Origin of the sequence: Methylobacterium sp. P1-11, assembly GCF_008329595.1 — a bacterium.
GTDB lineage: Bacteria > Pseudomonadota > Alphaproteobacteria > Rhizobiales > Beijerinckiaceae > Methylobacterium.
This window is the reverse complement of sequence record NZ_NPKS01000023.1, coordinates 1-26,268: the sequence shown is the minus strand read 5'-3', so window position 1 is coordinate 26,268 and position 26,268 is coordinate 1. Positions and strand designations below refer to the sequence as shown.

25 protein-coding genes, 1 tRNA gene and 2 pseudogenes are annotated in these 26,268 nt (G+C 68.1%); 16 read left to right on the top strand and 12 right to left on the bottom strand.

From position 1 onward, the window contains the following. Positions 1–75: 75 nt before the first annotated feature. The 8 genes from CIW48_RS21650 to CIW48_RS21615 all read right to left on the bottom strand — a co-directional run bounded on the left by CIW48_RS21650 (position 76) and on the right by CIW48_RS21615 (position 11,011). The gene (locus CIW48_RS21650) at positions 76–1,056 is read right to left on the bottom strand and encodes an oligopeptide/dipeptide ABC transporter ATP-binding protein (protein ID WP_149312613.1); all 981 of its coding nucleotides are present in this window, start codon (positions 1,054–1,056) and stop codon (positions 76–78) included. Continuing rightward, positions 1,053–2,033 (bottom strand): ABC transporter ATP-binding protein, encoded by a 981-nt coding sequence (locus tag CIW48_RS21645; RefSeq protein WP_149312612.1) that lies wholly within the window; start codon positions 2,031–2,033, stop codon positions 1,053–1,055. Before CIW48_RS21645 ends, CIW48_RS21650 begins: the two co-directional genes overlap by 4 nt. Beyond that, positions 2,030–3,001 carry an ABC transporter permease gene (locus tag CIW48_RS21640; protein WP_149312611.1) on the bottom strand — a complete coding sequence of 324 codons (972 nt, stop codon included), beginning with the start codon at positions 2,999–3,001 and terminating at the stop codon, positions 2,030–2,032. Before CIW48_RS21640 ends, CIW48_RS21645 begins: the two co-directional genes overlap by 4 nt. Positions 3,002–3,011: 10 nt before the next feature. Further along, complete coding sequence (locus CIW48_RS21635) at positions 3,012–3,992, bottom strand: ABC transporter permease (RefSeq protein ID WP_149312610.1); 981 nt, start codon at positions 3,990–3,992, stop codon at positions 3,012–3,014. Between the two features lie 9 nt (positions 3,993–4,001). Next, on the bottom strand, positions 4,002–5,597 hold the full coding sequence (locus tag CIW48_RS21630) for an ABC transporter substrate-binding protein (RefSeq protein WP_348645138.1): 1,596 nt from the start codon (positions 5,595–5,597) through the stop codon (positions 4,002–4,004). A gap of 328 nt (positions 5,598–5,925) precedes the next feature. Then, positions 5,926–9,084: a multidrug efflux RND transporter permease subunit gene (locus tag CIW48_RS21625; RefSeq protein ID WP_149312608.1), complete on the bottom strand. Its 3,159-nt coding sequence runs from the start codon at positions 9,082–9,084 to the stop codon at positions 5,926–5,928. Between the two features lie 18 nt (positions 9,085–9,102). Beyond that, entirely contained in the window at positions 9,103–10,443 is a 1,341-nt protein-coding gene (locus tag CIW48_RS21620) for an efflux RND transporter periplasmic adaptor subunit (protein ID WP_149312607.1), read from the bottom strand. Between the two features lie 154 nt (positions 10,444–10,597). Continuing rightward, complete coding sequence (locus tag CIW48_RS21615) at positions 10,598–11,011, bottom strand: hypothetical protein (protein WP_149312606.1); 414 nt, start codon at positions 11,009–11,011, stop codon at positions 10,598–10,600. A gap of 208 nt (positions 11,012–11,219) precedes the next feature. On the opposite strand from CIW48_RS21615, the gene CIW48_RS21610 reads away from it, so the two are divergent. Beyond that, complete coding sequence (locus tag CIW48_RS21610) at positions 11,220–11,783, top strand: L,D-transpeptidase (protein WP_091785219.1); 564 nt, start codon at positions 11,220–11,222, stop codon at positions 11,781–11,783. 57 nt (positions 11,784–11,840) lie between these two features. Here CIW48_RS21610 and CIW48_RS21605 read toward each other — a convergent pair whose 3' ends face one another. Next, entirely contained in the window at positions 11,841–12,455 is a 615-nt protein-coding gene (locus CIW48_RS21605; protein WP_149312605.1) for an NAD(P)H-dependent oxidoreductase, read from the bottom strand. Positions 12,456–12,543: 88 nt separating this feature from the next. Between CIW48_RS21605 and CIW48_RS21600 the strand changes: the two genes are divergently transcribed. The 3 genes from CIW48_RS21600 to CIW48_RS21590 all read left to right on the top strand — a co-directional run bounded on the left by CIW48_RS21600 (position 12,544) and on the right by CIW48_RS21590 (position 14,309). Next, on the top strand, positions 12,544–12,921 hold the full coding sequence (locus CIW48_RS21600) for a helix-turn-helix domain-containing protein (RefSeq protein ID WP_149312604.1): 378 nt from the start codon (positions 12,544–12,546) through the stop codon (positions 12,919–12,921). 104 nt (positions 12,922–13,025) lie between these two features. Further along, positions 13,026–13,574, top strand: coding sequence for a formaldehyde-activating enzyme (locus CIW48_RS21595; RefSeq protein WP_091785158.1), 549 nt, complete (start codon positions 13,026–13,028; stop codon positions 13,572–13,574). Between the two features lie 102 nt (positions 13,575–13,676). Next, the gene (locus CIW48_RS21590; RefSeq protein WP_149312603.1) at positions 13,677–14,309 is read left to right on the top strand and encodes a hypothetical protein; all 633 of its coding nucleotides are present in this window, start codon (positions 13,677–13,679) and stop codon (positions 14,307–14,309) included. Positions 14,310–14,366: 57 nt separating this feature from the next. Here the strand turns inward: CIW48_RS21590 and CIW48_RS21585 are convergent, their stop codons facing one another. Further along, a complete protein-coding gene (locus CIW48_RS21585) occupies positions 14,367–15,410 on the bottom strand; it encodes a MaoC family dehydratase (protein WP_149312602.1) in 1,044 nt (347 codons plus the stop codon). Between the two features lie 12 nt (positions 15,411–15,422). Then, on the bottom strand, positions 15,423–15,725 hold the full coding sequence (locus CIW48_RS21580) for a YggT family protein (protein WP_010684838.1): 303 nt from the start codon (positions 15,723–15,725) through the stop codon (positions 15,423–15,425). 122 nt (positions 15,726–15,847) lie between these two features. On the opposite strand from CIW48_RS21580, the gene CIW48_RS21575 reads away from it, so the two are divergent. Then, positions 15,848–15,923 (top strand) — tRNA-Ala (locus tag CIW48_RS21575). Between the two features lie 1,042 nt (positions 15,924–16,965). Next, on the top strand, positions 16,966–17,169 hold the full coding sequence (locus CIW48_RS34595; RefSeq protein WP_281407375.1) for a carbamoyltransferase C-terminal domain-containing protein: 204 nt from the start codon (positions 16,966–16,968) through the stop codon (positions 17,167–17,169). Here CIW48_RS34595 and CIW48_RS21560 read toward each other — a convergent pair. Next, positions 17,160–17,608 (bottom strand): annotated as a pseudogene (locus CIW48_RS21560) (transposase); the annotation flags it as partial. The gene CIW48_RS34595 and the pseudogene CIW48_RS21560 overlap by 10 nt on opposite strands. Positions 17,609–17,930: 322 nt before the next feature. On the opposite strand from CIW48_RS21560, the gene CIW48_RS21555 reads away from it, so the two are divergent. From CIW48_RS21555 to CIW48_RS21510, 10 genes and pseudogenes are all read left to right on the top strand, one after another. Then, positions 17,931–18,308, top strand: a complete 378-nt coding sequence (locus CIW48_RS21555) for a DUF971 domain-containing protein (protein ID WP_149312601.1) — start codon at positions 17,931–17,933, stop codon at positions 18,306–18,308. A 63-nt stretch (positions 18,309–18,371) separates the two neighbouring features. Further along, entirely contained in the window at positions 18,372–20,123 is a 1,752-nt protein-coding gene (locus tag CIW48_RS21550; RefSeq protein ID WP_149312600.1) for a fumarate reductase/succinate dehydrogenase flavoprotein subunit, read from the top strand. A 26-nt stretch (positions 20,124–20,149) separates the two neighbouring features. Further along, a complete protein-coding gene (locus CIW48_RS21545; RefSeq protein ID WP_149312599.1) occupies positions 20,150–20,383 on the top strand; it encodes a ferredoxin family protein in 234 nt (77 codons plus the stop codon). Positions 20,384–20,391: 8 nt separating this feature from the next. Then, a complete protein-coding gene (locus CIW48_RS21540; RefSeq protein ID WP_149312598.1) occupies positions 20,392–21,357 on the top strand; it encodes a HEAT repeat domain-containing protein in 966 nt (321 codons plus the stop codon). 225 nt (positions 21,358–21,582) lie between these two features. After that, the gene (locus CIW48_RS21535; protein WP_149312597.1) at positions 21,583–22,353 is read left to right on the top strand and encodes a Crp/Fnr family transcriptional regulator; all 771 of its coding nucleotides are present in this window, start codon (positions 21,583–21,585) and stop codon (positions 22,351–22,353) included. Between the two features lie 164 nt (positions 22,354–22,517). Next, positions 22,518–23,942: an ABC transporter substrate-binding protein gene (locus CIW48_RS21530; RefSeq protein ID WP_149312596.1), complete on the top strand. Its 1,425-nt coding sequence runs from the start codon at positions 22,518–22,520 to the stop codon at positions 23,940–23,942. A 4-nt stretch (positions 23,943–23,946) separates the two neighbouring features. After that, positions 23,947–24,834 carry an ABC transporter permease gene (locus tag CIW48_RS21525; protein ID WP_149312595.1) on the top strand — a complete coding sequence of 296 codons (888 nt, stop codon included), beginning with the start codon at positions 23,947–23,949 and terminating at the stop codon, positions 24,832–24,834. A gap of 42 nt (positions 24,835–24,876) precedes the next feature. Further along, entirely contained in the window at positions 24,877–25,737 is an 861-nt protein-coding gene (locus CIW48_RS21520) for an ABC transporter ATP-binding protein (protein WP_149312594.1), read from the top strand. Between the two features lie 23 nt (positions 25,738–25,760). Continuing rightward, a complete protein-coding gene (gene fdxA, locus CIW48_RS21515) occupies positions 25,761–26,099 on the top strand; it encodes a ferredoxin FdxA (protein WP_149312593.1) in 339 nt (112 codons plus the stop codon). 17 nt (positions 26,100–26,116) lie between these two features. Beyond that, positions 26,117–26,268 (top strand): annotated as a pseudogene (locus CIW48_RS21510) (ferredoxin--NADP reductase); the annotation flags it as partial.

Genomic DNA, 26,268 nt, shown 5'->3' with positions numbered 1-26,268 from the left:
GGAGACCGGGACGGACCGTTCGTCCCCGTCAGGCGGGATCGCCGCGCCCGGAGGATTGTCCGGGTGCAGGCCTGGTCAGGCTCGCCCCTCCTCGACGGCGTGGCAGGCGACGCCGTCGAGGAGGGGCGGCACCTCGGTCCGGCACCGGTCGTTGGCCAGCGGACAGCGCGGATTGAAGGTGCAGCCGGGCGGCGGGTCGATCGGGTTCGGGATCTCGCCGGAGACCGGCACCCGGGCGCGGCCGACATGGGCGAGGTCGGGCACCGCGTCGAGGAGCATCCGCGTGTAGGGGTGGCGGGGTGCGGCGAACAGGTCCCGCGCGGACGCGACCTCCACGAGGCGGCCGAGATACATCACTCCCACCCGGGTCGCCATGTGCCGGACCACGGCGAGGTTGTGGGAGATGAACAGGTAGGTGAGCCCCAGCCGGTCCTGCAGGTCGCGCATCAGGTTGAGGATCTGCGCCTGCACCGAGACATCCAGCGCCGAGGTCGGCTCGTCGCCGACCAGGAACTCGGCCTGGCTCGCCAGCGCCCGGGCGATCGCCACCCGCTGGCGCTGCCCGCCGGAGAATTCGTGCGGGTACTTTTTGGCGTCATCCGCGTGAAGGCCGACCAAGCCGAGCAGCTCGGCCACCCGGGCGCGGATCGCCGCCTCCCCCTGGATCAGGTTGAAGGCCCGGATCGGCTCGGCGATGATCTTGCCCACCCGCCAGCGCGGGTTCATCGAGGCGTAAGGGTCCTGGAAGATCATCTGGATGCGCGCTCGCAGGCGGCGGCGTGCCGCGGCCTGGCGCGGATCAGTCATCGAGACGCCGGTGATCGTCACCTCGCCGGCCGAGGGCGGCAGCAGGCCGACCACCATCCGGGCCACGGTCGATTTGCCGGAGCCGGACTCGCCGACGATCGCGAAGGTTTCGCCCTTCTCGATCGTGAAGCCGACCCGATCCACCGCCGTGAGGAATTTGCGCGGCTCGCGCTCGATCACCCGGTTGAGCCAGGGTTTCGAGACGTCGAACCGGCGGCGCAGGTCGGTGACTTCGACGTAGGCGCTCACGCTGCGCGCTCCGCTGCATCGTACAGGTGACAGGCGACCCGGCTCGCATCGACCGGGACCGGCTCCGGCCGCTCGACGCGGCAGCGGGCAAACACCTTCGGGCAGCGCGGGTTGAAGGCGCAGCCCTTCGGGATGGCGGTGAGCCGCGGCATCGATCCGGGGATCTGGCTGAGCCGGTCGGCCTCCTGCGACAGGGTCGGGATCGCCCCCATCAGGCCGACCGCGTAGGGGTGGTGGGGCTTGGCGATCACCGAGGCGACCGGGCCGATCTCGGCCACCCGCCCGGCATACATTACCGCGACCCGGTCGGCGGCCTCGGCGATCACGCCCATATCGTGGGTCACCAGCATCACCGCGGTACCGTGCTCGCGGCACAGGCGCTTCAGCAGCGTGATGATCTGGGCCTGGACCGAGACGTCGAGCGCCGTGGTCGGCTCGTCCGCGATGATCAGCTCGGGCTCGGCGGCGAGCGCGAGCGCGATCACCACCCGCTGGCGCATGCCGCCGGAGAATTCGTGCGGGTAGCCGTCGATGCGCCGCTCGGGTGCCGGGATGCCGACCTCGGCCAAGAGGTCGATGGCGCGGCTGCGGGCGGCCCGGCCCGACAGGTCGGTGTGGGTCCGCAGGGTCTCGACGATCTGGTCGCCGACCCGGAACAGCGGGTCGAGCGAGGTCAGCGGATCCTGGAAGATCATGCCGATGCGCTTGCCGCGCACCCGCCGCATCGCCTCGGGGGAGAGGTTGTCGATGCGCTCGCCGCGCAGGCGGATCTCGCCGCCGGCGATGCGGCCGGGCCGGTCGATCAGCCCGATCACCGCCGAGCCGGTCACCGACTTGCCGGCCCCGGACTCGCCGACGACTCCCAGGATCTCGCCGCGGCCGATGTCGAAGGAGACGCGGTCGATGGCGGTGAGCGGCCCGCGGCGGGTGTCGAAGGCGACCGTGAGGTCGCGCACGGAGAGGATGGTTTCGGTCATTGCAGCTTCGGATTGAGCGCGTCGCGCAGCCAATCCCCCAGGAGGTTGATGGCGATCACGAGCCCGGCGAGCGCCAGTCCGGGGAAGGCGACGATCCACCACTCGCCGGAGAACAGGAAGCGGTTGCCGGTGCGGATCAGCGTGCCGAGCGATGGCATGGTCTCGGGCAGGCCGGTGCCGAGGAACGACAGGGTCGCCTCGGTGATGATGGCGAGCGCCAGGTTGATCGTCGCGATGACGAAGACCGGGCCGGTGACGTTCGGCAGGACGTGGCGGACCAGGATCACCGGCGGCGACAGGCCGATCAGCCGCGCCGCCTGGACGTAGTCCTTGCCCTTCTCGACCATCACGGAGGAGCGCACGGTCCGGGCGTACTGCACCCAGAAGGACAGGCCGATCGAGACCACGATCAGCCCGATCAGCGGCCCGACATCGAGGGCGCTGCCGAAGCTCGCCTTGGCGACGCCGTCCACCACAAGGGCGATCAGGATCGCCGGGAAGGTCAGCTGCACGTCGGCGACCCGCATGATGAGCGTGTCGAGGAACCCGCCCGCGTAGCCGGCGATCAGGCCGAGCGCGATGCCGAGGATGCCGGAGGTCAGCACCCCGAGCACGCCGACGATCAGCGACAGGCGCAGGCCGTAGAGCACAGCCGAGAGCACGTCCCGGCCCTGGTCGTCGGTGCCGAGATAGTAGGGCGCCTGACCGTCGGCCTGCCAGATCGGCGGCAGGTTGGAGTTGATCAGGTCGAGCTGGGCCGGGTCGTACGGGTTCTGCGGGGCGACCAGGGGGGCCGCGAAGGCGAGTGCGACCATCAGGACCGTGGCGATCAGCGCCGCCACAGCGGTTTTCGAGCGCAAAAAGTTCGCCAGCAGGTCGGAGTCCCGCCAGCGCGCGAGCCGTGAGGGCTTCGCCTCCGGCAGCGGCACCGGCGGGGCATCGCCCGCGTCGAGATCGTATCCGCTCATCGCCGCGCCCTCACGCCGCCCGCCCGGTCGAGAGCCGCAGGCGCGGATCGACCACCGTGTAGAGGATGTCGACCACGAGATTGATGGTCACGAAGATCAGCGCGACGAGCAGCAGGTACGCGGACATGATCGGGATATCGACGTTCTGCACGGCCTGGACGAAGAGCAGGCCCATGCCGGGCCACTGGAACACCGTCTCGGTGATGATCGAGAAGGCGATGACCGAGCCGAGCTGCAGCCCCGCGATGGTGATCACCGGCACGAGGGTGTTCTTCAGGGCGTGCCGCAGGTGGACGGCGCGGGTGGTGAGCCCCCGCGCCCGGGCGAAGCGGATGTAGTCGGTGCGCAGCACCTCCAGCATCTCGGCGCGCACCAGGCGCATGATCAGCGTCATCTGGAACAGGCCCAGCGTCACCGAGGGCAGGATCAGCGCCTTGAGCCCGGAGGCGGTGAGGAAGCCGGTGGTCCACCAGCCGAGCCGCACCGTGTCGCCGCGCCCGTAGGAGGGCAGCCAGCCCAGCGTCACCGAGAACAGGTAGATCAGCAGGATGCCGATCAGGAAGGTCGGCAGGCTGATCCCGATCAGAGAGACCGCCTGGAACAGGCCGGCGATCCAGGAATCCCGCCGAAGCGCGCAGTACACGCCCATCAGGATCCCCACCACCAGGGCGAAGACCGTGGCGCAGAAGGCGAGTTCCAGCGTCGCCGGCATGCGCTCGGCGAGCAGCTGCGAGACCGGCTGCCGGAACTGGTACGAGATGCCGAACTGGCCCCGCACCACGTTGCCGGCATAGCGGGCGAACTGGACCAGGACCGGGTCGTCGAGACCGAGGTTCTTCCGGATCTCGGCCCGCTCGGCCACGGTGGTGTCGGGCCCGACGATCTGGTTCACGGGATCGCCCGCGAACCGGAACATCGCGAAGGCGATAAGCCCGACGACCGCGAGGACCGCGGCCGCCTGGATCACCCGGCGCAGCAGGAAGGCGAGCACGCCCGGCCCCTACTGCGGATCCTTCGACACCCAGTAGAGCAGGAGCAGGTTGTCGGCGCGCTGGGTCAGGTGGACCTTCTTGGAGACGCCCCAGGCCAAAGCCTGCTGGTGCAGCGGGATGTAGCCCCAGTCGGCGTTGAGGACGTCGAAGCCGTCCTTGATCAGGGCGTCGCGCTTGGTCTTGTCGGTCTCGGATTCGACCTTGTCGGCGATCTCGTCGATCTTCGGATCGCAGTAGCCCGCGAGGTTCCAACCGCCACGGCCCGACTTGTCGCCGGGCTTCCGGCAGCCGACGATCTCGTAGAGGATGTTGTGGCTGTCGAGCGAGGACGGGGTCCAGCCGAGCAGGTAGAACGAGGTGTCGTAGGCCGGCGCCAGAACCTTGGCGAAGTATTTGGCCTTCGGCTGGGCGTTCAGGTTCACCTTGACGTTGATGCGGGCCAGCATCGAGACCACCGCCTGACAGATCGCCTCGTCGTTGACGTAGCGGTCGTTGGGGCAATCCATGGTGAGCGAGAACCCGTCCGGGTAGCCGGCCTGGGCCATCAGCTCCTTGGCCTTCTTCAGGTCGGTGGCCGGGCGCTTGAACTCGGCGCCGCGGTCGTAGAGGGCCGGGGCGATCATGAGCGCGGAGGGCACCGCCTGCCCGCGCATGACGCGCTTGGCGATCGTGTCCTCGTCGATGGCGAGGTAGAAGGCCTCGCGCACCTTGATGTCCTTGAACGGGTTCTTGCCCTTGACGCTCGAATCCTTCAGCTCGTCCCGGTCCTGGTCCATGCCGAGGAAGATCGTGCGGAGTTCAGGGCCGGCCATCACGGTGGCGGTGCCGCTGGCATTGACCCGCTGCTGGTCCTGCAGCGGCACGGGGTCGATCCAGTCGACCTCGCCGGAGAGGAGCGCGGCGACGCGGGTCGCCGGATTGGCGATGGTGGTGAGCACCGCCTCGTCGAGGTTCGACTCGACCTTGCCCCAGTAGCCGTCGAACTTCTTGAAGACGGTCTTCACGCCGGGCTGGTGCTCGGCGATCACGAACGGGCCGGTGCCGTTCTCGTGCAGGGTGGCGTAGCTCGGGCTGGTGGCGCTGGGCGGCGTCGGCTGGACGACGCCGTTCTTCTCGGACCACGCCTTCGACATGATCACCCAGGTCGGGAACTGGGCGATGGCGATGGGGTTCGGCTTCTTCAGCACCATGTCGACGGTGTAGTCGTCGACCTTCACGAACTCGGCGTCGGCGGGCACGTTGGTGGTGAAGTTCGAGCCCGGGGCGCGGACCCGCTGGGCGGAGAAGATCACGTCGTCGGCCGTGAACGGCGTGCCGTCGTGGAACTTGACGTTCTTGCGCAGGTGGAAGCGCCAGCGGGTCGGCTCCGGCGTCTCCCAGGATTCGGCGAGCGCGGGCGCGAATTTCAGGTTCTTGTCGAGGGTGACGAGGGGCTCGTAGGCCGCCTCCTGCATCCCTTCCGTGAAGCTCTCCTTGAGGGAGTACGGATCGAGGGATTTCAGGTCACCCTGGAAGGCGAAGCGGAACACGTTGGCGGCCTGCGCGGGCAGCGCGGCGAACGCGAACGTCGCGACCGCGACCGCGGACACGCCGCGGGCGAGAATCTTCAGGGCTGAACGGGACAAGCGGATCTCCGGGACCGTGAATGCGCCACCGGCCGGCAGCCCCGGCGGTGTCCACCGCGGCGTCAGCAAGCTTCGGACCATCTGTATACAAGACGATGGCTGAGCCTGTCGCGGGTGAGTGACATGACGCGTGTTCCAAAACGCGTTTTCCCCGGCTCATCCCCGTTTCCGGTCGATGGCTTCGAGAGCTCCGGCCCAGGGGCCATGACAGCGATGCGGTCTTCCCAAAGCGAGGCGCGGGTCCCCTCTCCCGCACGGGAGAGGGTTGCGTCGGGCCTCGCAGGAACCGAAGCGCAAACGCTTCTGTTCACTCCGCCGCCACCCGCGCCGGCTCGTGCCGCGTCTCCGCCTCCGCCGCCTCGCCCTCCGCCACCGCCTTGCGCCGGAACAGGCGCATCACGACGACGAAGAAGACCGGCACGAAGAACACCGCCAGCACGGTCGCGGTGATCATCCCGCCCATCACGCCCGTGCCGATCGCCTGCTGGCTCTTCGAGGCGGCGCCGGTGGCGATGGCCAACGGCACCACGCCGAAGATGAAGGCGAGCGAGGTCATCACGATCGGCCGGAACCGGAGCGTGGCGGCCTCCACGGCCGCCCGCACCACGGAGGTGCCGGGCTTCCAGAGATCCTTGGCGAATTCGACGATCAGGATGGCGTTCTTGGCCGAGAGCCCGATGATCGTGATCAACCCGATCTTGAAGTAGACGTCGTTGGGCATGCCGCGCAGGTACACGGCCGCCACCGCGCCGATGACGCCGAGCGGGATCACCAGCATCACCGAGACCGGGATCGCCCAACTCTCGTAGAGCGCCGCGAGGCACAGGAACACGATCAGCACCGACAGCGCCAGCAGCAGGCTCGCCTGGCTGCCCGCCTGCTTCTCCTGATAGGACTGACCGGTCCAAGCGTAGCCGAAGCCCTTGGGCAGCTGGAGCATCAGCCGCTCCATCTCACTGATCGCGTCGCCCGACGTGTAGCCGGGGTTCGGCTCGCCGGTGAAGCGCACCGACTGGTAGCCGTTGAAGCCGACGATCTGGCTCGGCCCCATGCTCCATTTCAGCTCCGCGAAGGACGACATCGGCACCATGGTGTTGGTGGCGTTCTTCACCGCGTAGTTGAGGATGTCCGACGCGTTCATGCGCTGGAGCTGCTCGGCCTGGACGTAGACCCGCTGCATCTTGCCCCGGTTGGGGAAGTCGTTCGGGTAGACCGAGCCGAGGTTGAGCTGGATCGTGGCGTTGATGTCCTCGAACTTCACGCCGAGCGCTGCCGCCTTCTCGCGGTCGATGATCAGCTCCGCCTGCGGGGTCGGCGGCAGGCCCTCGATCTTCACCTTCTGGAGGATCGGGCTCTGCGAAGCGAGCTTCAGGAGCTGCTCCTGGGCCGAGAGCAGGGCCGCGTAGCCGCGATTGGCCCGGTCCTGCAGGCGGAACGAGAAGCCCGCCGCGTTGCCGAGATTGTCGACCGGCGGCGGCTCCTGGGCGTCCACGGTGGCGTCGCGGTAGGTGCTGAGCGCCGCGTTCGTGTTGGCGACGAGGGCGGCAGCCGAGTTCTTGGCATCGCGCTCGCTCCAGGGCTTCAGGGTCACGAAGGCCTGGCTGGTGCTCGGGGCCTGGCCGGAGAACGAGAAGCCGTTGAGCATGGTCACGGTGGCGACGCCTGCTTGAGCCAGCAGGTGCTCCTCGACCTTGCGGACCGCCTCCTGCGTGCGGTTGTAGGAGGCCCCCGGCGGCGTCTGGATGTCGACCGTGAAGAAGCCCTGGTCCTCCACCGGGAGGAAGCCTTCCGGCAGGTTGACGAAGGCGTAGGCCGTGCCGGCCACGAGCGCGACGTAGACCAGCATCACCCGGCCGGATTTCCGGATGAACGCCGCGGTGCCGCGGCCGTAGCGGGCGGTCTCCCGGTCGACGAACCGGTTGAACAGCCCGAACACGCCGCCCTTGGCGTGGCCGTGCCCCTTCTCGATCGGCTTCAGGAAGGTCGCGCAGAGCGCCGGCGTCAGCGACAGGGCGAGCAGCGCCGAGAAGGCGATGGAGGTCACCATCGCGATCGAGAACTGCCGGTAGATGATGCCCACCGAGCCGGGGAAGAACGCCATCGGGATGAACACGGCGATCAGCACCAGGGTGATGCCGATGATCGCCCCGGTGATCTGCCCCATGGCCTTCTTGGTGGCCTCCTTCGGCGGCAGCCCCTCCTCGTTCATGATCCGCTCGACGTTCTCCACCACCACGATGGCGTCGTCGACCAGGATGCCGATGGCCAGCACCATGCCGAACATGGTGAGCACATTCACCGAGAAGCCCGAGATCCACATCACCGTGACGGTGCCCATGAGGGCGATCGGCACCACGATGGTGGGGATCAGGGTGTAGCGGATGTTCTGCAGGAACAGGAACATCACGAGGAAGACCAGCACCACCGCCTCGACGAGCGTGTGCAGCACCTTCTCGATCGAGGCCTCCACCGCCGGGGTGATGTCGTAGGGGATGTCCCACTTCAGGTCCGGCGGGAAGAACTGGGACAGCTCCACCATCTTGGCGCGGATCGCGCGTGCCGTCTCGAGCGCGTTGCCGTCGGGGGCGAGCGTCACCGAGATGCCGGCGGCCGGGCCGCCGTTGAGGCGCGTGGAGAACTGGTAGGCGTCGCCGCCGAGCTCGATCCGGGCGACGTCGCGCAGGCGCACGTTCGAGCCGTCGGGATTGGCCCGCAGCACGATGGCGCCGAACTCCTCGATCGTGCCGAGCTGGCCCTTCACGATGATCGGCACGGTGAGCGACTGCCGGGTCGGGCTCGGCTGCGCGCCGACCGAGCCGGAGGCGACCTGGACGTTCTGGTTGCGGATCGCGTCGGTCACGTCCGAGGCGCTGAGCGAGAGGCCGCGCAGCTTGTCGGGATCGACCCAGACGCGCAGCGACCGCTCCGTGGAGTAGAGCGTCGCGCGCCCGACGCCGGGGATGCGGCGGATCTCGTTGATGACGTTGCGGATCAGGAAGTCGCCGAGGCCGACCTCGTCCATCGACCCGTCCTTGGAGACGAGGGTGATGATGTTGAGGGTCGCGGCCGAAGCCTCCTCCACGAGGATGCCCTGCTGGCGGACCTCCGCGGGCAGGCGCGCCTCGACGCGCTTCAACCGGTTCTGCACCTCGACCGAGGCGAGCGACGGGTCGGTGCCCGGCTGGAAGGTGGCGGTGATGTTGACCGAGCCGAACGAGTCGGTGGTCGACTCGAAGCTCATGATGTTGGCCGCACCATTCAGCTCATCCTCGATGAGCCGGGTCGTGCCGATGTAGAGGCTCTCCACCGAGGCTCCCGGATAAGCCGTGGACAGGGCGATGGAGGGCGGGGCGATCACCGGGTACTGCGCCACCGGCAGGTTCGGGATGGCGAGCGCACCGCCGAGGCAGATGAACAACGCCACCACCCAGGCGAAGACCGGGCGGTCGATGAAGAAGCGGGCCATTGTCGCGCTCTCCCCGGCTCAGCGGCGGTGCTGGACGGCGGCGGCCCGCGGCGCGGCCTCCGTCTTGTCGCCCGAAGCCTTGTCGCCCGAAGCCTTGTCGCCGGAAGTCTTGTCGCCGGAAGTCTGATCGCCTGCCGCGTCGGGGGCCTCGTCGGCATCGTGCTTCGGACCGGTCTCGCCATGGACCGGACTCTGGTCGAGGGGCTTCACCTTGGCGCCCACGGTGATCTTCTGGAAGCCGTCGGTCACGACGCGCTCGCCGGCCTTGAGGCCCGAGCGGATCAGCCAGTTCTGCCCGACCACCGGGCCGACCTCGACGGGCTGGCGCATGACGGTCTCGTCGGCGCGCACCACCCAGACCTCGGCGCGGCCGTCGTCGGTGCGCTGGATCGCCTGCTGCGGCACCGCGATCGCGTCGGAATCGATGCCCTGCTTGATCCGCGCCCGCACGTACATGCCGGGGAACAGCTCGTCGTGCGGATTCGGGAACTGCACCCGCAGCGTCACCTGGCCGGTGCTCGGATCGGCGGTGACGTCCGAGAAGAGCAGCCGGCCGGCCAGCGGGTAGAGGGAGCCGTCGTCCATGATCAGGTGGACGTTGGCGGTGTTGTCCTCCAGCCGCGCCAGCTCGCCGCTGGCGAGGTCCCGGCGCAGGCGGTTCAGCTCGCCCACCGACTGGGTGATGTCGACGTAGATCGGGTCGAGCTGCTGGATCGTGGCGAGCGCCCCCATGGCGCCGGGTTCGATCAGGGTGCCCTCCGTGAGCAGCGCCCGGCCGATGCGGCCGGTGATCGGCGCGCGCACGTCGGTCCAGTCGAGGTTGAGCTGCGCCTTCTGGCGGCTCGCCTTGGCGCCGGCCACCTCGGCCTCGGCCTGCTTCTTGGCCGCGAAGGCCGCGTCGTACTGGGCCTGGCTCGCCGTGGCGCGGGAGAGCAGCTGTTCCAGCCGGTCGGCCTGCTGGCGGGCGAGCACCAGGGCCGCCTCCTGGCGGGCCAGCGACGCCTCGGCGCTGGCGAGCTCGACCTCGTAGGGCGCCGGGTCGATCTTGTAGAGGATGTCGCCTTCCTTGACCTGGCTGCCCTGCTCGAAGAGCCGCTTCACCACGAGCCCGGAGACGCGGGAGCGGACCTCGGCGATGCGCATCGGCGCGACGCGGCCCGGCAGGTCGCGCAGGTAGGGGATCGCCTGCGGCTCCACCTTGACGAAGCCGACCTCGGGCACAGGCGGCGTCGGTGCGGCGACCTGCTTCGGGTTGCAGGCCGCGACACCGAGCAGGAGCAGGGAAGCGGGCAGGAGGGCGGTCGCCCGGGCCGAGGCGCGGAACGAGGACAGGGTTCTGGCGGACAGAGTGCGGGTCACGATTACCGACGCTCCTGAAAGCATGCGTCTGCTGAGGCTGGCGCGGAACAGGAGCCCGCGCATCGTCGAGGCAGATCTCGGGACCGGGTACGAAGCCGGTCGGGCGAAGATCAAAACAGGCGCGCTCGCGCCGGCCAGAGGGCCGGGGCGCGCGTCAGGCCAAGCGTGGAGGCCGGAGCGGCGAACCGTCCGGGGCGGACGCCGGAACGCTGTCGGACCTGTAATCGAACGATGCGGAGACCGTATGGCGGGGCCGCGGCGTCTCGACGGCCGGGCGCGGCAGCCCCAATTCGGTGAGGATCTCGCAATCGGCGGCGCAGAGATCGGTGCGGCCGAAGACGGACCGCTTGGCCTCGGGCTGCGCGTCCGGCGTTCCCGACAGTACCGACAGGCGCGGGCTCGCGACGGCGCAGGCCGGCCCCTCCGCCCGCACGGCCTCGGCCCGCGTGGGCGCGGCGACCAGCGCGGCCGCCCCCAGGACGAACAGCGCCAGCACGACGAGGCCCCGGGCGAGGCGGTCCGGCAGGCCCGCGACGCGGCGGGCCAGAGAGGCGGCGGATCGGATCACGGCTCTGAGATAAGCATGGCCGTCGCCAGGCGCAATCACCCACGGCGTCGCGCCGCCGGCAGGGTGTTGCGCACAGCACACAGCCACGCCTGGAAGTGCGCAGCCTGACGGACCGGCCTCAACCTTGCCGCGAAGTCCGGGCCGGCTCGCCCGACGCGCGCAGGGCCACCGCGAAGGCCCGCGCCACGACGGACGGAGGATGGAGACCATGTCGAGACGGATCGCGCTATTCGGGCTCGCGGCCCTGCTGCTCGGGAGCGCCCCGGCGGCGGCCGCCAACCCGCTGGACAGGGGTCCGATCGCGGATTTCCTCAACATCTTCCGCAGCCAGGCGATCCCGCGCGAGACCGTGGCGTGGTCCGGCAAGGAGAAGCCCGGGACCATCGTGGTCTCGACCCGCCAGCGCCGGCTCTACTACGTGCTCGGCGGCGGCGCGGCGGTCCGCTACGGCGTGGGCGTCGGGCGGCAGGGCTTCTCGTGGTCCGGTACCAAGACGGTCACCATGAAGAAGGAATGGCCGGATTGGCGCCCGCCGCAGCAGATGCTGGCCCGCCGCCCCGACCTGCCGCGCTACATGGCCGGCGGCCAGGACAACCCGCTGGGCGCCCGCGCCCTCTATCTCGGCTCGTCGCTCTACCGCATCCACGGCTCGAACGAGCCGGAGACGATGGGCGCGGCGGTCTCCTCCGGCTGCATCCGCATGACCAACAAGGACGTGGTCGACCTCTACGACCGGGTCCGCGTCGGCACCAAGGTCGTCGTGCACGACTGACCGGGCGGATGGCGGCGGTTCGTGCCGCCGCCATCGTCCCTGCGCCGCCGAGCGGCCTCAGGCGGCGAGCTGCCCGACCGCGTCGCGCGCCGACGCCAGGGCCTGCGCCTTGTTGTGCTCGCCGGCCGCCAGCCCCTCGGCCAGCACCAGCTCGGGCACGATGCCCATGAAGCCGAACACCGTGCGCAGGTAGTGTTCGGCGTGCTCCGCCGAGACGGACGCCGTGCCGGGCCCGTAGAAGCCGCCGCGGGCAAGGGCCAGGATCACGCGCTTGCCGCCCATCAGCCCTTCCGGACCGCCGGCGCCGTAGCGGAAGGTCGTGCCCGGCACGAGCAGGCGGTCGATCCAGGCCTTGAGCTGCGACGGGATCGTGAAATTGTACATCGGCACGCCGATGACGACCATGTCGGCGGCGACGAACTCCGCCAGCATCCGGTCGCTGGCGTCCCGGAGGGCCTGCCCGGCAGCGTCGAGGGTTCCGGCCATGGCCGAGGCCGGGTGGGCGCTCGGCAGGGTCGCAGGGGTCAGGTGCGGCGGATCCTCGGCGACGAGGTCCCGGTAGGTCACGGCGGCCGGCGCGTCCCCGGTGAGGCGCCCGACGATCAGCGCGGACAGATCCCGCGAGACCGAGCCGGTGCCCAGGATGCTGGCGTCGAGATGCAGGAGTTTCATAGCGTAACCCGGTTCCTCTTTGTGACCGGATCAGGATACGGTCGGGTCTCGACCGCGCAAGAACGCACAGCGTTGATACCGAGGTTACATGGATGTGACTGAGCCGGGTGCCGGGCACAGACCCGAATGCGAGAAGGTCTCGCGCGTCCTGTCGCGCATCGGCGACAAGTGGAGCGTCCTCGTCATCATGCTCCTGCGCGAGCGCGCGCAGCGATTCAACGAACTGAAGCGCGGTATCGGCAACATCTCGCAGCGGATGCTGACGCTGACCTTGCGGAACCTGGAGCGCGACGGGCTGGTGACCCGGACCGTGACGCCCTCGATCCCGCCACGGGTCGACTATGCGCTGACGGAACTCGGCCACTCGCTGGCGGAACCGGTTCAGGCGCTGGGCGCCTGGGCCTTCCGGCACCTGGACCACATCGACGCGGCGCAGCACCGCTACGACACCCGTGCCGACCCATGAGGCACCGCGCGGTGGACGCGCCCGCGTCGACAGGCGCGGCGAGCCGGTGATAGGAGCCGCGCCGTCGGGCAGAGCCGGATCGCCCGACCGCCACGAGGGACAGCATGAACGAGCGCATCATCCTGCGGGCCGGGGAGGCCCTGGTTGCGGGCGGGCCGCCCAACACCGCCTCCGAGCCCGAGGTCATCATCGGCGAACTCGACGGGCCGGTCGGCACCGCCCTGGCCACGCTGACCGGCGATCAGGTCGTCGGCCACAGCCGCGTCTTCGCCCTGCTCAACACCGACATCATGGTCCGCCCGGTCACGCTGTGCGTCTCCAAGGTCAGCGTGACCGAGAGCAAGTACACGTCGATCCTGATGGGCACGGTGCAGTTCGCCATCGCCAACGGCGTGCTCGACGCCGTGCGAGCGGGCTACATCCCCAAGCACAAGGCCAACGACCTCGGCATCATCTGCTCGGTCTGGCTCAGCCCCGGCGTCATCGAGGCCCAGCACGTCGACCACAAGGCGCTGTTCGATATCCAGCGCAAGGGCATGACCGAAGCCATCCGCAAGGCCATGACCAACGAGCCCTCGATCGACTGGCTCCTTGAGAACCAGGACAAGATCACACACAAATACTACCAGATGGGCCTCGACGGAAAAATCTGAGCCCCCGTCGGCGACGGGCCGCGGGGCGGGCGCGACGCACGATCCCGCGGGTGGCCACGGCCAAGCCTGTCGCGGTCCGATGCCTTCGGCTAGGATGGCGGCATGAGCAGACGCGCTGATTCCCGTCCGTTCCGCCGCCTCGCGGCCGGTCTCGTGCTCGGGACCTGCTGCCTCCCGGCAGGCCCCGCCGCCGCCCAGGCGCTGGTCTGGCCATCCATCGGCTTCGCGCCGCTGCCCTCCTTCGCCTGGCCGCAGATGCCCGAGGACGCGTATGGCCGCTGGACCGGCTCCTACGCCCGCCTCTCGACCGGCTACGCGGTCAGCACGTCCCGGCATTTCGGTAGCTATTCGGGGCCGACCATCGGGTTCGAGGGCGGCCGGATGTGGCAGGAGGGCCCGATCCTCTACGGCATCAGCGGCGGGTTCGATTATCTGGCCGGGCTCGGCGGCAACCTCACGCCGGGCTACGGGCGCCTCGCCTATACCAACGACTTCGCCGGGTCCCTGGAGGTGAAGGTCGGCACCCTCGTCGCGCCGGACGTGCTGGTCTACGCCAAGACCGGCGCCCTGGCCCTGCACCAGACGCTGCGCGTCGGGCCGACCCCGGGATCGCTGCCGTTCACGCGCCAGGACATTGCGGTCCGGCCGGTCGCGGGCGTGGGCGTCGAATGGGCGGTCACGGACCGCCTGTCGCTCGCGGTCGAGGCGGGCGTGGTCGGCGGCGGGATCCGCTGAGACGCGCCCCCGCCGACTTCGCCGCGCGGCGGGGCCGGCGGGCCGGGGCACGGCCGCCTATTTCGGCACGAACGCCCAATAGTCGAGGTCGAGGATCACCGCCGGGTCGTATCCGTCGCCGGCGCGGTCCGGGAAGGCGCCGCAGGGCTGGTTCTTGGTGGCGACCGTCCGCAGGCGCAGGAGCCCGACATCGGCGCGGCCGACATCGGCGGTCGCCAGCACCTCGCTCCAGGCATAGACCGTGTCGCCGGAAAACAGCGGCGCCACGTGGCGGCCGGCATTGATGCCCGCGAGGGCGAAGGCGTTGCCGAGCCCGTTGAAGCTCAGCGCCCGGGCGAGCGAGATCACGTGGCCGCCGTAGATCAGGCGCCGGCCGAAGCGGGTGTCCTTGGCGGCCAGCCCGTCGAAATGCACCTTGGCGGTGTTCTGGAACAGGCGCGTGGCGATCTGGTGCTCGGCCTCCTCGACGGTCATGCCGTCGACGTGGTCGATCTTCTCAGCCACCGCGTAATCCGCGAAGCGGTGCGGGCTGCCGGCGAGGTCGGTGTCGTAGGCGGCGGCCGAGAGCGTCGGCAGCGCGCCCGCGAGGTCCTGCGGGTCGACCACCTTGGCGAGGCTCGGCACGTGCTCCTCAGCGATGGCGGCCTCGGGGTCGCGCTTGCGCACGAGCACCCAGCGGCAATAGCTCAGCACGGTCTCGCCGTGCTCGTCGGAGCCGACCGAGCGGACATAGACCACGCCGGTCTGCCGGTTCGAACTCTCCTTGAGGCCGATCACCTCCGACACCGTGGAGACCGTCTCGCCCGGATAGACCGGCCGCCGGAACCCGCCCTCGGCGTAGCCGAGATTGGCCAGCGCGTTGAGGGAGACGTCCGGCACGGTCTTGCCGAACACCATGTGGAAGGTGAGCAGGTCGTCGAGCGGGCTCTTCGGGTAGCCGATCGCCCGGGCGAAGGCGTCCGACGACTGCACGGCGAAGCGCGGCCCGTAGAGGCCCGTGTAGAGCGCCACGTCGCCCACCGTCACGGTGCGCGGGGTGGCGTGGCGAATGGTCTCGCCGAGGCGGAAATCCTCGAAGAAGCGGCCGGGATTCGTCTTCACGGGCGGTCGGTCCTACTGCGCGTAAACGTAGGTGGCGGGCACGGCGTACTCGTGCAGCAGGCGGCTGATGAACAGCAGCAGCAGGATCAGGATGATCGGCGAGATGTCGACGCCGCCGAGATTGGGCAGCAGGTTGCGGATCGGCCGCAGCACCGGCTCGGTCAGCCGGTAGAGCACCTCGCCGATCTGCGCGACGATCGGATTGCGCACGTTCACCACGTTGAACGCCACCAGCCAGCTGAGAACCGCGCTTGCGATGAGGACATAGATGAAAAGCTGGACGACCGTGTCGAAGAGCCAGATCAGGGCGTTCATGCGGGTTCGCGCGCTATCCTCGGGGCGCCCGCAACCCAGCGCCGGAGCGGCGCGCGGCGGGCGACGTTGAAACAGGAATTGACAGGCTGAGCCGCCCGCGCCTACAAGGCCGGCGCCTCGACGGGGCTGTAGCTCAGATGGGAGAGCGCCGCAATCGCACTGCGGAGGTCAGGGGTTCGAATCCCCTCAGCTCCACCACTTATTTTTCGCGTCAGGAAAGTAAGTGGTGGCAATGGGTTACGAGAAAGCGTCCCAGTTTTTCTCCCCATGCCTCCCCATCCAGGGGACGTTCTTCTCCCCATACCGAAGCACGCAGCGCTAGTCCGTTCCTTCGTTCGGCTCCTTCTTCGACGTGACGTCCCAACGCATTGGGGGCAAGCCATCGAACAAGACGCCCTGCCTCGGAGCACCTGAGATTCTGGCATGCGCCGAAGGAGAGGGCGGCATGCGCCGGCCCAGGAGGCGGCGCTTCGACGCGGCCAGACCTTCGAACGTCCATGACATCAGCCTCCGTGCCGGATCCCCGACATCGAGCGGGCTGGCTCGGGCGGCCCCATCGCGATCTTGATTCGGGACGTGGGCACCATCGGAATCGAGCCGCCGGTGTCGCGACGCGGAAGCCGCAGTGCTGCAACGTGGGAAGCAGCGACAAAAAAAGGACCTTGCGATGCGCCTATGAGGTCGTCTTCGGGAGATCGGGCGGGTCGAGGAACTCCCGCAGCCTCCGATCGGCCGCGGCCGCACCGTCGGTCGACTCAAGTGGTGCATGACGCGGCAGGAACGGACGATTCGCCGGAATCTTCAACGCTCGGTTCCCGGCCCATTCCTTTCCACCGCACACCGCCGCGGTTCACCTCCCCCTTCCTGGGCTTTGAGATCTACGGGGACGCGGTGGCCCGCCTCGCTCGTTTCGGCATCGCCCCGCGGCCGGGCGCATCGTCGCCGTGGCGCGGGGGCGGACAGAGTTCGGGCATAGCGCGCTCGGCGCTCGCTCCATCCTGGCCGACCCGCGCGAGGCCGCCATGCGCGACCGCATCAAAGCCTCGGTCAAGTTCCGGGAGGAGTTCCGGCCCCTCGCCTCGAGCATCCTGCACGAGCACGACCCGGACCACTTCGAGGACCACGCGGCGAGCCCGTACATGGAGCGGGTCCTGCGCTGGCGGCTCGGCCGCGCATCCAAGGGCGTGCGCAACCGCGACGGTACGGGCTGCCTACAGAGCGTGGGTCGTGGTCCGACCCCTTGCTCCGAGCCGTCATCCGGTCGTTCCACGTGGCCACCACCGTGCCTATGGTCCTCAACACGAGCTTCAACGTCATGGGCAGGCCGATGGTGCATGACGTCGAGGACATCGATGTCGGCGTTTTCCTGACCTCCGACATCGATGTCCTCGATCTGGAGGATGCGCTGTTCCGCGAGGAGGCCGACCGCCCCGGCGTCCGCTGACGCACGAGCAGGTCGGGCGTACGGAACACCACTGCGGAGGTCTGGGCCTGCGCGCTCTTGCCTTGGACGAACCGCATCGTTGGCCGCAGCGCCGCCTCGCGAGAAGCGCCTCAGCGTCGGCCATGTCGTTCTTCTGCCGCTTCACGAACGGCTTCACGTAGGCTGGTGGGATGAGCCGCGTTTCGCAGCCCACCAAGGCTATCTCACGTGCCCAGTAAGGAGCGCTGGCGCATGCTTCCATAGCGACCACGCAACGCGGAAGTGTCGAGAAGAACGTCAGCACGTGATTACGCCGCAGCTTCTTGCGGAAAACGACGGCGCCGCTCGTATCCGAGCCGTGAACCTGGAAAACCGATTTAGCCAAATCAATCCCGACTGTGCTAACCTCACCCGTGGACGCCTCCTGCAGTGGTGTTGCAACACCCCCACTCTGGCACATCGATGCCGTCAGGGGGGCGTCCACCCCTACGCTTCCCAGAAGTGCCGAGGGCGGTCCGGATGGCTGGGGTGGGCGCACAGCCGAACGTCCGGTCTTGCGCGCTCAGGCGATCCGGCATGACGCAGTCTGGCCGGAAGCGGCCGGTCCGCTTCAGAGCCGAACGGCCAGGAAAGCGGACCCGTTCTCGCCGACGCAGGCCGGGCGACGTCCGCCTCGAGCCGAGGCTCCGCAGCGGCAGGCGTGATTGGAATTCCGAGCAACTAATTGCTGTCCGATCGATCGTGCCTCGGCTTCTCTGACGACGTCATCAGAGGAGGAGCGTATGGCAGACCAGACGACCGGGCTTCCGAACCCGCCTCCGTTCGATCCGGAAGCGATCCCTGAGGCCGCCACTCTTTCGCGCGGCGGGCTCTCCCTTCGCCTCGAATGGCGTGACGGCCGCGCCGCGACGCTGCCCGCCGATCGCCTTCGGCTGCGCTGCCGCTGCGCGTGGTGCACGCGCGACCGCGTCGAGAACCGTTTCCCCGAGGCCTTTGGTGGCATCGCCGTCACGAAGGTCGAGCCGATGGGCGGCTACGCCGTGCACATCGCCTTCAGCGATGGCCATGCCCGCGGGATCTTCCCCTGGTCCTACCTGCGCGCCCTCGCAGCCGAGGTGCCCCCCGTCGCGCTCGAAGCTCCAGAACGTCAAGCCGCCTGACCCCCGATCCGACCGCTCCGCGACCGCGCGAGCGCCGCCACCCCGTTGACGCGAGACCGTGCCATGAGCGCCTTCGAATCCGCGACGAAGACCGAGATCATCGAGACCGACATCCTGGTGATTGGCGGCGGCACCGGCGGCCCGATGGCTGCCATCAAGGCCAAGGAGGCCGACCCCAAGCTCCGCGTCGTCCTGATGGAGAAGGCGAACGTCAAGCGCTCCGGCGCGATCAGCATGGGTATGGATGGGCTGAACAACGCGGTCGTTCCAGGCTACGCGACTCCTGAGCAGTACGTGAAGGAGATCACCGTCGCCAACGACGGCATCGTCAATCAAAGGGCGGTGATGGCCTACGCGCAGGGGTCATTCCCGATGATCCAGTACCTCGACAAGCTCGGCGTCAAGTTCGAGAAGGATGGTTCGGGCGAATACAACATGCGTAAGGTCCATCACATGGGGACCTACGTGCTGCCGATGCCAGAAGGTCACAACGTCAAGAAGGTCCTCTACCGACAGCTGCGTCGCCTGCAGGTTGGCGTCACCAACCGGTACATGGCGACCCGCCTCCTGAAGGGCGCTGACGGGCGCATCGCCGGGGCGATCGGCGTCAATACCCGCACCTCCGAGTTCCTCGTGGTCAAGGCCAAGGCGGTGATCCTCGCCTGCGGTGCCGCCGGGCGGCTGGGGCTTCCCGCCTCCGGCTACATGTTCGGCACCTATGAGAATGCGGCCAATTGCGGCGACGGCTACGCGATGGCCTACCATGCGGGGGCGCAACTCGCGAACCTCGAATGCTACCAGATCAACCCGCTCATCAAGGATTATAACGGCCCGTCCTGTGCCTACGTCACCGGCCCATTCGGGGGATACACCGCCAATAATCGCGGGGAGCGGTTCATCGAGTGTGATTATTGGTCTGGACAGATGATGTTGGAGTTCTGGCGTGAATTGCAGGGCGGAAACGGCCCAGTCTTTCTTAAAATGGATCACCTGCGCGAGGAGACGATCTCCGAGATCGAGACCATTCTGCACTCGAACGAGCGGCCCTCGCGCGGGCGCTTCCACGAGCGCCGAGGTACCAACTACCGCAAGCGCCCGGTTGAGATGCACATCTCCGAAATCGGCTTCTGCTCCGGCCACTCGGCCTCGGGCGTGTTCGTGGACGAGTTCGCCCGCACGACGGTGCCCGGCCTCTACGCCGTCGGCGACATGGCGAGCGTGCCCCACAATTATATGCTCGGCGCCTTCGTGAACGGTGGCATCGCCGGGGCGGACGCAGCGGCCTACTGCGCCGCAACGAGCTCCACCGGTTACGATGACGGTGACCTCTCCGCCGAGCAGGCCCGCGTCCTCGCCCCGACCCGCCGGACCGACGGGCTCACGCCGCACGAGATGGAATTCAAGACCCGCCGCCTTGTGAACGACTATCTTGAGCCGCCGAAGGTCACGGCCAAGATGGAGCTCGGCCAGCGTCGCTTTGCCGAGATCCGCGAGGACCTCGATCTGCTCTGCGCCCGCGACCCGCACGAGCTGCACCGGGCGCTGGAGATGCAGACGATCCTCGACTGCGCCGACATGGCGGCCGCGGCCTCGCTCTACCGCACCGAGAGCCGCTGGGGCTTCTATCACCTCCGCGTCGATCACCCCGCGACCGACGACGCGAACTGGAACTGCCACACCGTGCTGTTCAAGGACGCGCGGGGCCAGATGGCCCACGCCAAGCGCGCGGTCGATCCGTTTATCGTCCCGGTCGCCGCCGAGGAGATGAGCGCGTACCACCAGCTCCGCATCAAGACTCCGGCTGCAGCCGAGTAAACCTCCCACGAACCGGAGATCGATCAATGCCGATCATCAATCAGGCCAGCAGCGCCGCGGTCGTCATCGACGACGAGAAGTGCATCGCCGAGAAGGGCTGCCGCGTCTGCGTCGACGTCTGCCCACTCGACATCCTCGCGATCGATGAGACCCGGCAGAAAGCCTACATGAAGTACGACGAGTGCTGGTACTGCATGCCGTGCGAGGTCGATTGCCCGACGAACGCGGTCAAGGTCAACATCCCGTACCTGCTGCGCTGAGGCCGACCATGAGTCCCGTATTCGATTCCTTCGACGACGACCTCGACGACTTGGCCGAGCGTTGCGCCAGCGCCGACGCGGGCGTCCGGCGCGTCGCGATGATGGAGCTCGCCGAGGCCGTAGGCCCCGAGGCAAAGGTCCTGCTCCTGAAGGGTCTCGGCGACCCGGACGCCACCGTACGTGCGGCCGCCGCTAAGGCCCTGGACGAGCACGACGGCGCGGACGTCGTCGAGGGGCTGGTGCGCTCCCTGGAGGATGCCGACGAGGCCGTGCGCCGCACCGCCGCCGATACACTCGCCGAGAAGAAGGAACCGGCATGCGGTCCGCTCCTGATCGAGCGCGCCGAGCACGCGGATCCCTTCGTGAAGGCCTCCGCCCTGCGGGCCTTGCGCGAACTCGTCCTGCCTGACGCCCTATCCGCAGCGCTGAAGGCCCTGCAGAGTCCGCATCCGGAAGTCCGCCGCGAGGGCTTGGGTGTCATCGGTTACCTGAAGGCCGAGGAGGCTCTGCCGGCCCTGATCGCCACGGCGAGCGATCCCGACCCGACCGTCCGCCGCGCGACGATGGCGGCTCTGGTGTTCCTGCGCCCCGGTGGGCCCGGCGTTTCGACGCTGATCGCCGGGTTGTCCGACAAGCATTGGCAGGTGCGCGAGGAGGCGGCGGTCTCTTGTGCCAAGATCCGGCTGCCCGAGGCGACAGCGCCACTCATCACGACGATGGAGGATCCCGTCTGGCAGGTCTGCACGAAGGCGGCCAACGCGCTCGGCCGGATCAAGGCCCCTGCCGCGGTCGATGTTCTGGGCTGGGCGCTCGGCTCCGACATCAGCAATCTGCGCAAGGAGGCCGCCGCCGCCCTCGGCGAGATCGCGGACCCGAGTGCCCTCGCTGCTCTGGAAGCCTCCGCGAACGATCCCGATCCCGATGTTCGCAAGCTGATCCACTGGGCGATCGGGCGCTGCCAGGGCCGCCCCTGACCGACTCTCCGTCATGGCTTCGCTTGAATGGCCATGACGGGACGATCCCGGATGAGATCAGGCTTTCCTCCGCCCGGCGGAGGGGGCTCGTCATCTCCTGCTAGGTCCCTGATGCGCAGATCTTTCCAAAGGTTGGTCGCCGCGTCCGGATGAGCGGAACGCGCTTGAATTTAGAATTGGTACACGGTTTGCTGCGCTGCCGCATATGACGCGCAGGAGCCGACCATGCAGTCCATGGGGCCACTTCGCCTATCCCCGCCGAGGCTGCCCGCACAAGCGAGCGCCCTGCTGCTCCCCGAGGCCGCCCCGCAATCAAACAGCGGACAGCGCCCGCTACTCGATGGGCTGGCCGAGCGCGAGGTCGCTCTCATCATGGAGAAGGGGCGGCGTCGGGTGCTCTATCGCGGCGCGACCCTGTTCACGCAGGAGACGCCGAACGACGGGATCTGGATCGTCGAGAGCGGTCGCATCCGGGTCTTCTACGCGGCGCCCTCCGGCCGTGAGATCACCCTGGCGTACTGGTATCCGGGCAATTTCGTGGGTGGCCCCGACGTGTTCGGCACCGGCCTGCACAAATGGTCCGGCATGGCGGCGAGCAACTCCTCGGTGCTGCATCTGCCGGGCAAGGCCCTCCGGCAGCTCGTGACCCAGGTCCCCGCCCTCGCAATCGGAGTGATCGAGGGGCTGACCTTCAAGGGGCGCTGCTACTCGACCCTTGCCCAGATGCTTGGCACCCGCTCCATCACCGAGCGGTTGGCCCACCTGCTCCTGCATCTCGGTGACCTCTACGGCGTGCCGGGAGAGGACGGGACGGTAATCGCGGCGACCTTCACCCATGCCGACCTCGCTCACATGGTCGGCGCGACCCGGCAATGGGTAACGATCAGCCTGAAGCGACTCTCGGAGCAGGGCGTCGTCGCCACGCGGCGCACGCAGATCGTCATCCTGCGCCCCGAAATCCTCGCTCAGATGCGCGGCGGCGAGGAATGCGCCTAATCGAGAAGCTTTCCGCACAATCGCGCAGCACATCCGGTGACGCCTCGCCATTTTACGCAACTAATCGACGCTCACCGTCCCTCTGCAATTGAACGCCATCACCGAAGAGTCCGACTGTGCACTCGATGTCGGTGCGACATCGGATCGAAACGATGGAGCGGGCGATGGCAAGACGGTTTCCCGGACTCGGATCAGTTTCCGCCCTCGCACTTCTCGCGCTGACCGGCATCGGGTCCGGCGCCCCGGCTCGCGCAGAAACCCTTACGGTCGGCATCGGTACGCAGGACACGACGACCAACACCGCCACCGTTGGCGTGGTGATCCGCCAGCTGAAGCTTCTCGAGAAGTATCTGCCGAAGACCGGCCGATACGCCGGCAAGACCATCCAGCTCGATTGGCAGAACTTCACCTCCGGCCCGCCCGTGACGAACGGGATGATGGCCGGCAAGCTCCAATTCGGCGCGATGGGCGACTATCCGCTCGTCGTCAACGGTGCCACGTTCCAGAACAATCCCGAGAGCCAGTCGCAGCTCATCGCGGTCGCCGCCTACAATATCTACGGCTCCGGCAACGGCATCGTCGTCAACAAGGAGTCCGACTACTTCTCCTTCGAGGACCTCAAGGGGAAGGTGGTGAGCGTGCCGTTCGGCTCGGCGGCCCATGGGATGGTCCTGAAGGCTCTACAGGACAAGGGCTACCCGGCGACCTATTTCCGCCTCGTCAGCCAGAGCCCGGAGGTCGGCTCCACCAATCTGCAAGAGAAGAAGATCGACGCCCACGCCGATTTCGTGCCCTTCGCCGAGTTGCTGCCGTTCCGCGGCTTCGCCCGCAAGGTGTTCGACGGCGTCGAGACCAAACTCCCGACATGGCACGGCGTTGTCGTGCGCACCGATTTCGCCAGGCAATACCCGGAGATCGTGGAAGCCTACATCAAAGCGGTTCTGGATGCCGATGCCTGGGTCAAAGCGGATCCGAAACGCGCCGCCGAGCAGATCGCCTCCTGGACCGGCACTGACAAGGAAGTGGTCTACATCTTCCTCGGTCCCGGCGGGATTATGACGATCGATCCCACGATCAAGCCGCCGCTGATCGACGCCGCCCGCGAGGACGTGAAGGTTCTTCAGAAGCTCGACCGGATCAAGGAATTCGACGTCGGCCCCTGGGTCAACGACACGTATCTGCGCAACGTCTTCGCCGAACGCAGCCTCGATTACGAAAAGCAGCGCGCGAGCACCGCTAATTACGAGGTGAGCGGCGAGGACACGTTCTGCAGGAAGCCGATCACCGAGCCGCGCAAAGCGGGTGAGATCTGGGTGAAGGGCGGGGACATCAAGCCCTATTCCAGTGCCGCCTGCGCGCTCGGCGCGTTGAACGAGATGAAGGCCAAGGGGCAGGCCGCCGATGTCGCCTACGTGTTCGACACGGCACGCGGCATCAAGCTCTTCGCCCGGGAAGCGTTCTACGTCGTCGACGGCAAGGGCGGGATCGCGCCCTTCCTCCTGAAGCAGGATGCCGAGGCTGCCGCCAGGGACGGCGGCAAGGTGATGCCCTTCGACGAGGCCCTCAAGGCCGCCGTGACGGGAGGCTAATCCGATGGAAGCTGTCGCCCTCCGGCCCGCCCCCGAAGCCGAACCCGAGCGAACGGTTCTCTCCCCGCCTGCGGTTCCGGCCAAGCATGCCGGGGGCCGTGCCCGTCGCTGGCTTCGCCTGCACGGGGCCGGTTTCCGCGCCGCCTTGATCGGGCTCGTCTCGCTCGTCCTATTCGTCGCGCTCTGGCAATATCTGACCGCGAACCGCGTCGCGCTCTACGTGCGGTTCCTCAACATCCCGACCCCGATGGACGTGCTCGGCCGTGCGGTCATCGCCCTGCGCAGCCCCGTCTTCGGCGATCACGTCCTCATATCGTGCCGCCGGATTCTGTTCGGCTTCCTCCTGGCCGGAGCAATCGCGGTGCCGCTCGGGCTGTTGATGGGCCGCTACCGCCTGCTGCGGGAGATCGCCTTCCCGATCTGCGAGGTGCTGCGGCCAATCCCGGCCATCGCCTGGGTGCCGATGGCGATCATGCTCTGGCCGACGAACGAGGGCTCGATCGTCTTCATCACCTTCCTCGGATCGTTCTTCCCCGTCCTGATCAACACGTTGCAGGGCATGGCGCAGGTCGATCCGGTGCTGGTGCGCGCCGCCCGTTGCCTGGGCGCCACCGAGCCGGCGATCTTCCGCGAGGTCTACCTGCCCGCATCGCTGCCGCAGATCTTCACCGGGCTGACCGTCGGCATGGGCGTCGCCTGGGTCTCACTGATCGCCGCCGAGATGATCTCAGGCCAGTTCGGCATCGGCTACTTTACCTGGGAAGCTTATTCCCTGGTCCAGTACCCGGACATCGCCCTCGGCATGCTCACGATCGGCCTGCTCGGTCTCGGGTCCAGCTTCGCGATTCGCCTCGTCGGACGCCTCGTCATGCCCTGGGCCGCCGCCCGCTGAGCTGAACGCCGTCATCGCATAGCATCGAGTGAGGAGCCTGCCATGGCTGAATCGAGCCGGGGCCTGATCGAGGTCCGCGACTTTTGCCTGCGATACGAGACGATGGAAGGCTCCGTAGAGGCCGTCTCGAACGCCTCGCTCACGGTGCGGCCCGGCGAGTTCATCTCGATCATCGGTCCTTCGGGCTGCGGGAAGTCGACCCTGCTCAACGCGCTCGCCGGGTTCCTCAAGCCGTCCTCGGGACAGGTCACGGTTGACGGCGAGGCAATCGCGGGGCCGAGCGCCGAGCGCGGCATGATCTTCCAGCAATACTCGCTGTTCCCATGGAAGACTGTCCGTGAGAACGTCGAGTTCGGCCTGAAGATGAAGGGCCTCAGGCGTAGCGAGCGCGAGCGGCAGGCTCGCACGCTCCTCGGCCTCGCGGGCCTCACTGCCTTCGAAAATTACTATCCCGACCGGTTGTCGGGCGGAATGAAGCAGCGAGTCGGCATCGTGCGCGCCCTCGCCACCGGCCCGCGCATCCTCTTGCTCGACGAGCCGTTCGGAGCCCTCGACGCACAGACCCGGCTGATCATGCAGCAGATCCTCACCAACATGTGGCAGCGCCTGAAGATCTCGGTGCTGTTCGTGACTCACGACATCGACGAGGCGATCTTCCTCTCCGACCGCGTCTACGTGATGACCGCCCGTCCCGGGACCATCAAGGCCGAGATCGTGGTGCCGCTGCCCCGCCCGCGGCAACCAGCCCTGACCCTGTCCTCCGAGTTCCTCGGTCTGCGCCGGGGGCTGATGTCGCTGATCCGCGAGGAGAGCATCCGCGCCATGGGCGGAGAGGTCAGCGCAGAGGCGATGAAGGGCCTGGCCATCGATCTCGAAGGCCAGGATCTCGCTGCGCTGCTCTGAGCTCCGCGCCAACGGGGAAAGCCATGACCTACGTCGTCACCGAGAACTGCATCCACTGCAAGTACACCGACTGCGTCGAGGTCTGTCCGGTCGACTGCTTCTACGTCGGTGACACCATGCTGGTGATCAACCCGGACGAGTGCATCGACTGCGGCGTTTGCGAGCCGGAGTGCCCGGCCGATGCAATCAAGGCCGATACGGAGCCGGGAATGGCAGGCTGGAAGGCCTTCAACGCCAAGTACGCCGACCTCTGGCCCAACATCACCGAGAAGACCGAGCCTGCCGACGACGCGGCGGCGTGGGACGGCCGCGACGGCAAGCTGCTCGAAGCGTTCGGGAATGCGGATCCGGCGGTCGCCTGAGCAAGGAAGACAGAGCCATGAGCAAGTTTCACGAGGCGCGCGTTCTGTCGGTCCATCACTGGACCGACAGCCTGTTCTCGTTCCGCACCACCCGCGATCCGGCATTCCGCTTCCGCAACGGCGAATTCACCATGATCGGCCTGGAGGTCGAGGGCCGGCCGCTTCTGCG

What these genes read in the sequence shown, in the direction of transcription:
- CIW48_RS21645 (WP_149312612.1), bottom strand. Translation starts at nt 2,033, where the DNA reads ATGACCGAAACCATCCTCTCCGTGCGCGACCTCACGGTCGCCTTCGAC.
- CIW48_RS21590 (WP_149312603.1), top strand. Translation starts at nt 13,677, where the DNA reads ATGAGCAGACGCGCTGATTCCCGTCCGTTCCGCCGCCTCGCGGCCGGT.
- CIW48_RS21580 (WP_010684838.1), bottom strand. Translation starts at nt 15,725, where the DNA reads ATGAACGCCCTGATCTGGCTCTTCGACACGGTCGTCCAGCTTTTCATC.
- CIW48_RS21520 (WP_149312594.1), top strand. Translation starts at nt 24,877, where the DNA reads ATGGCTGAATCGAGCCGGGGCCTGATCGAGGTCCGCGACTTTTGCCTG.
- CIW48_RS21540 (WP_149312598.1), top strand. Translation starts at nt 20,392, where the DNA reads ATGAGTCCCGTATTCGATTCCTTCGACGACGACCTCGACGACTTGGCC.
- CIW48_RS21595 (WP_091785158.1), top strand. Translation starts at nt 13,026, where the DNA reads ATGAACGAGCGCATCATCCTGCGGGCCGGGGAGGCCCTGGTTGCGGGC.
- CIW48_RS21555 (WP_149312601.1), top strand. Translation starts at nt 17,931, where the DNA reads ATGGCAGACCAGACGACCGGGCTTCCGAACCCGCCTCCGTTCGATCCG.
- fdxA (WP_149312593.1), top strand. Translation starts at nt 25,761, where the DNA reads ATGACCTACGTCGTCACCGAGAACTGCATCCACTGCAAGTACACCGAC.
- CIW48_RS21610 (WP_091785219.1), top strand. Translation starts at nt 11,220, where the DNA reads ATGTCGAGACGGATCGCGCTATTCGGGCTCGCGGCCCTGCTGCTCGGG.
- CIW48_RS21550 (WP_149312600.1), top strand. Translation starts at nt 18,372, where the DNA reads ATGAGCGCCTTCGAATCCGCGACGAAGACCGAGATCATCGAGACCGAC.
- CIW48_RS21640 (WP_149312611.1), bottom strand. Translation starts at nt 3,001, where the DNA reads ATGAGCGGATACGATCTCGACGCGGGCGATGCCCCGCCGGTGCCGCTG.
- CIW48_RS21545 (WP_149312599.1), top strand. Translation starts at nt 20,150, where the DNA reads ATGCCGATCATCAATCAGGCCAGCAGCGCCGCGGTCGTCATCGACGAC.
- CIW48_RS21600 (WP_149312604.1), top strand. Translation starts at nt 12,544, where the DNA reads ATGGATGTGACTGAGCCGGGTGCCGGGCACAGACCCGAATGCGAGAAG.
- CIW48_RS21625 (WP_149312608.1), bottom strand. Translation starts at nt 9,084, where the DNA reads ATGGCCCGCTTCTTCATCGACCGCCCGGTCTTCGCCTGGGTGGTGGCG.
- CIW48_RS21535 (WP_149312597.1), top strand. Translation starts at nt 21,583, where the DNA reads ATGCAGTCCATGGGGCCACTTCGCCTATCCCCGCCGAGGCTGCCCGCA.
- CIW48_RS21525 (WP_149312595.1), top strand. Translation starts at nt 23,947, where the DNA reads ATGGAAGCTGTCGCCCTCCGGCCCGCCCCCGAAGCCGAACCCGAGCGA.
- CIW48_RS21530 (WP_149312596.1), top strand. Translation starts at nt 22,518, where the DNA reads ATGGCAAGACGGTTTCCCGGACTCGGATCAGTTTCCGCCCTCGCACTT.
- CIW48_RS21605 (WP_149312605.1), bottom strand. Translation starts at nt 12,455, where the DNA reads ATGAAACTCCTGCATCTCGACGCCAGCATCCTGGGCACCGGCTCGGTC.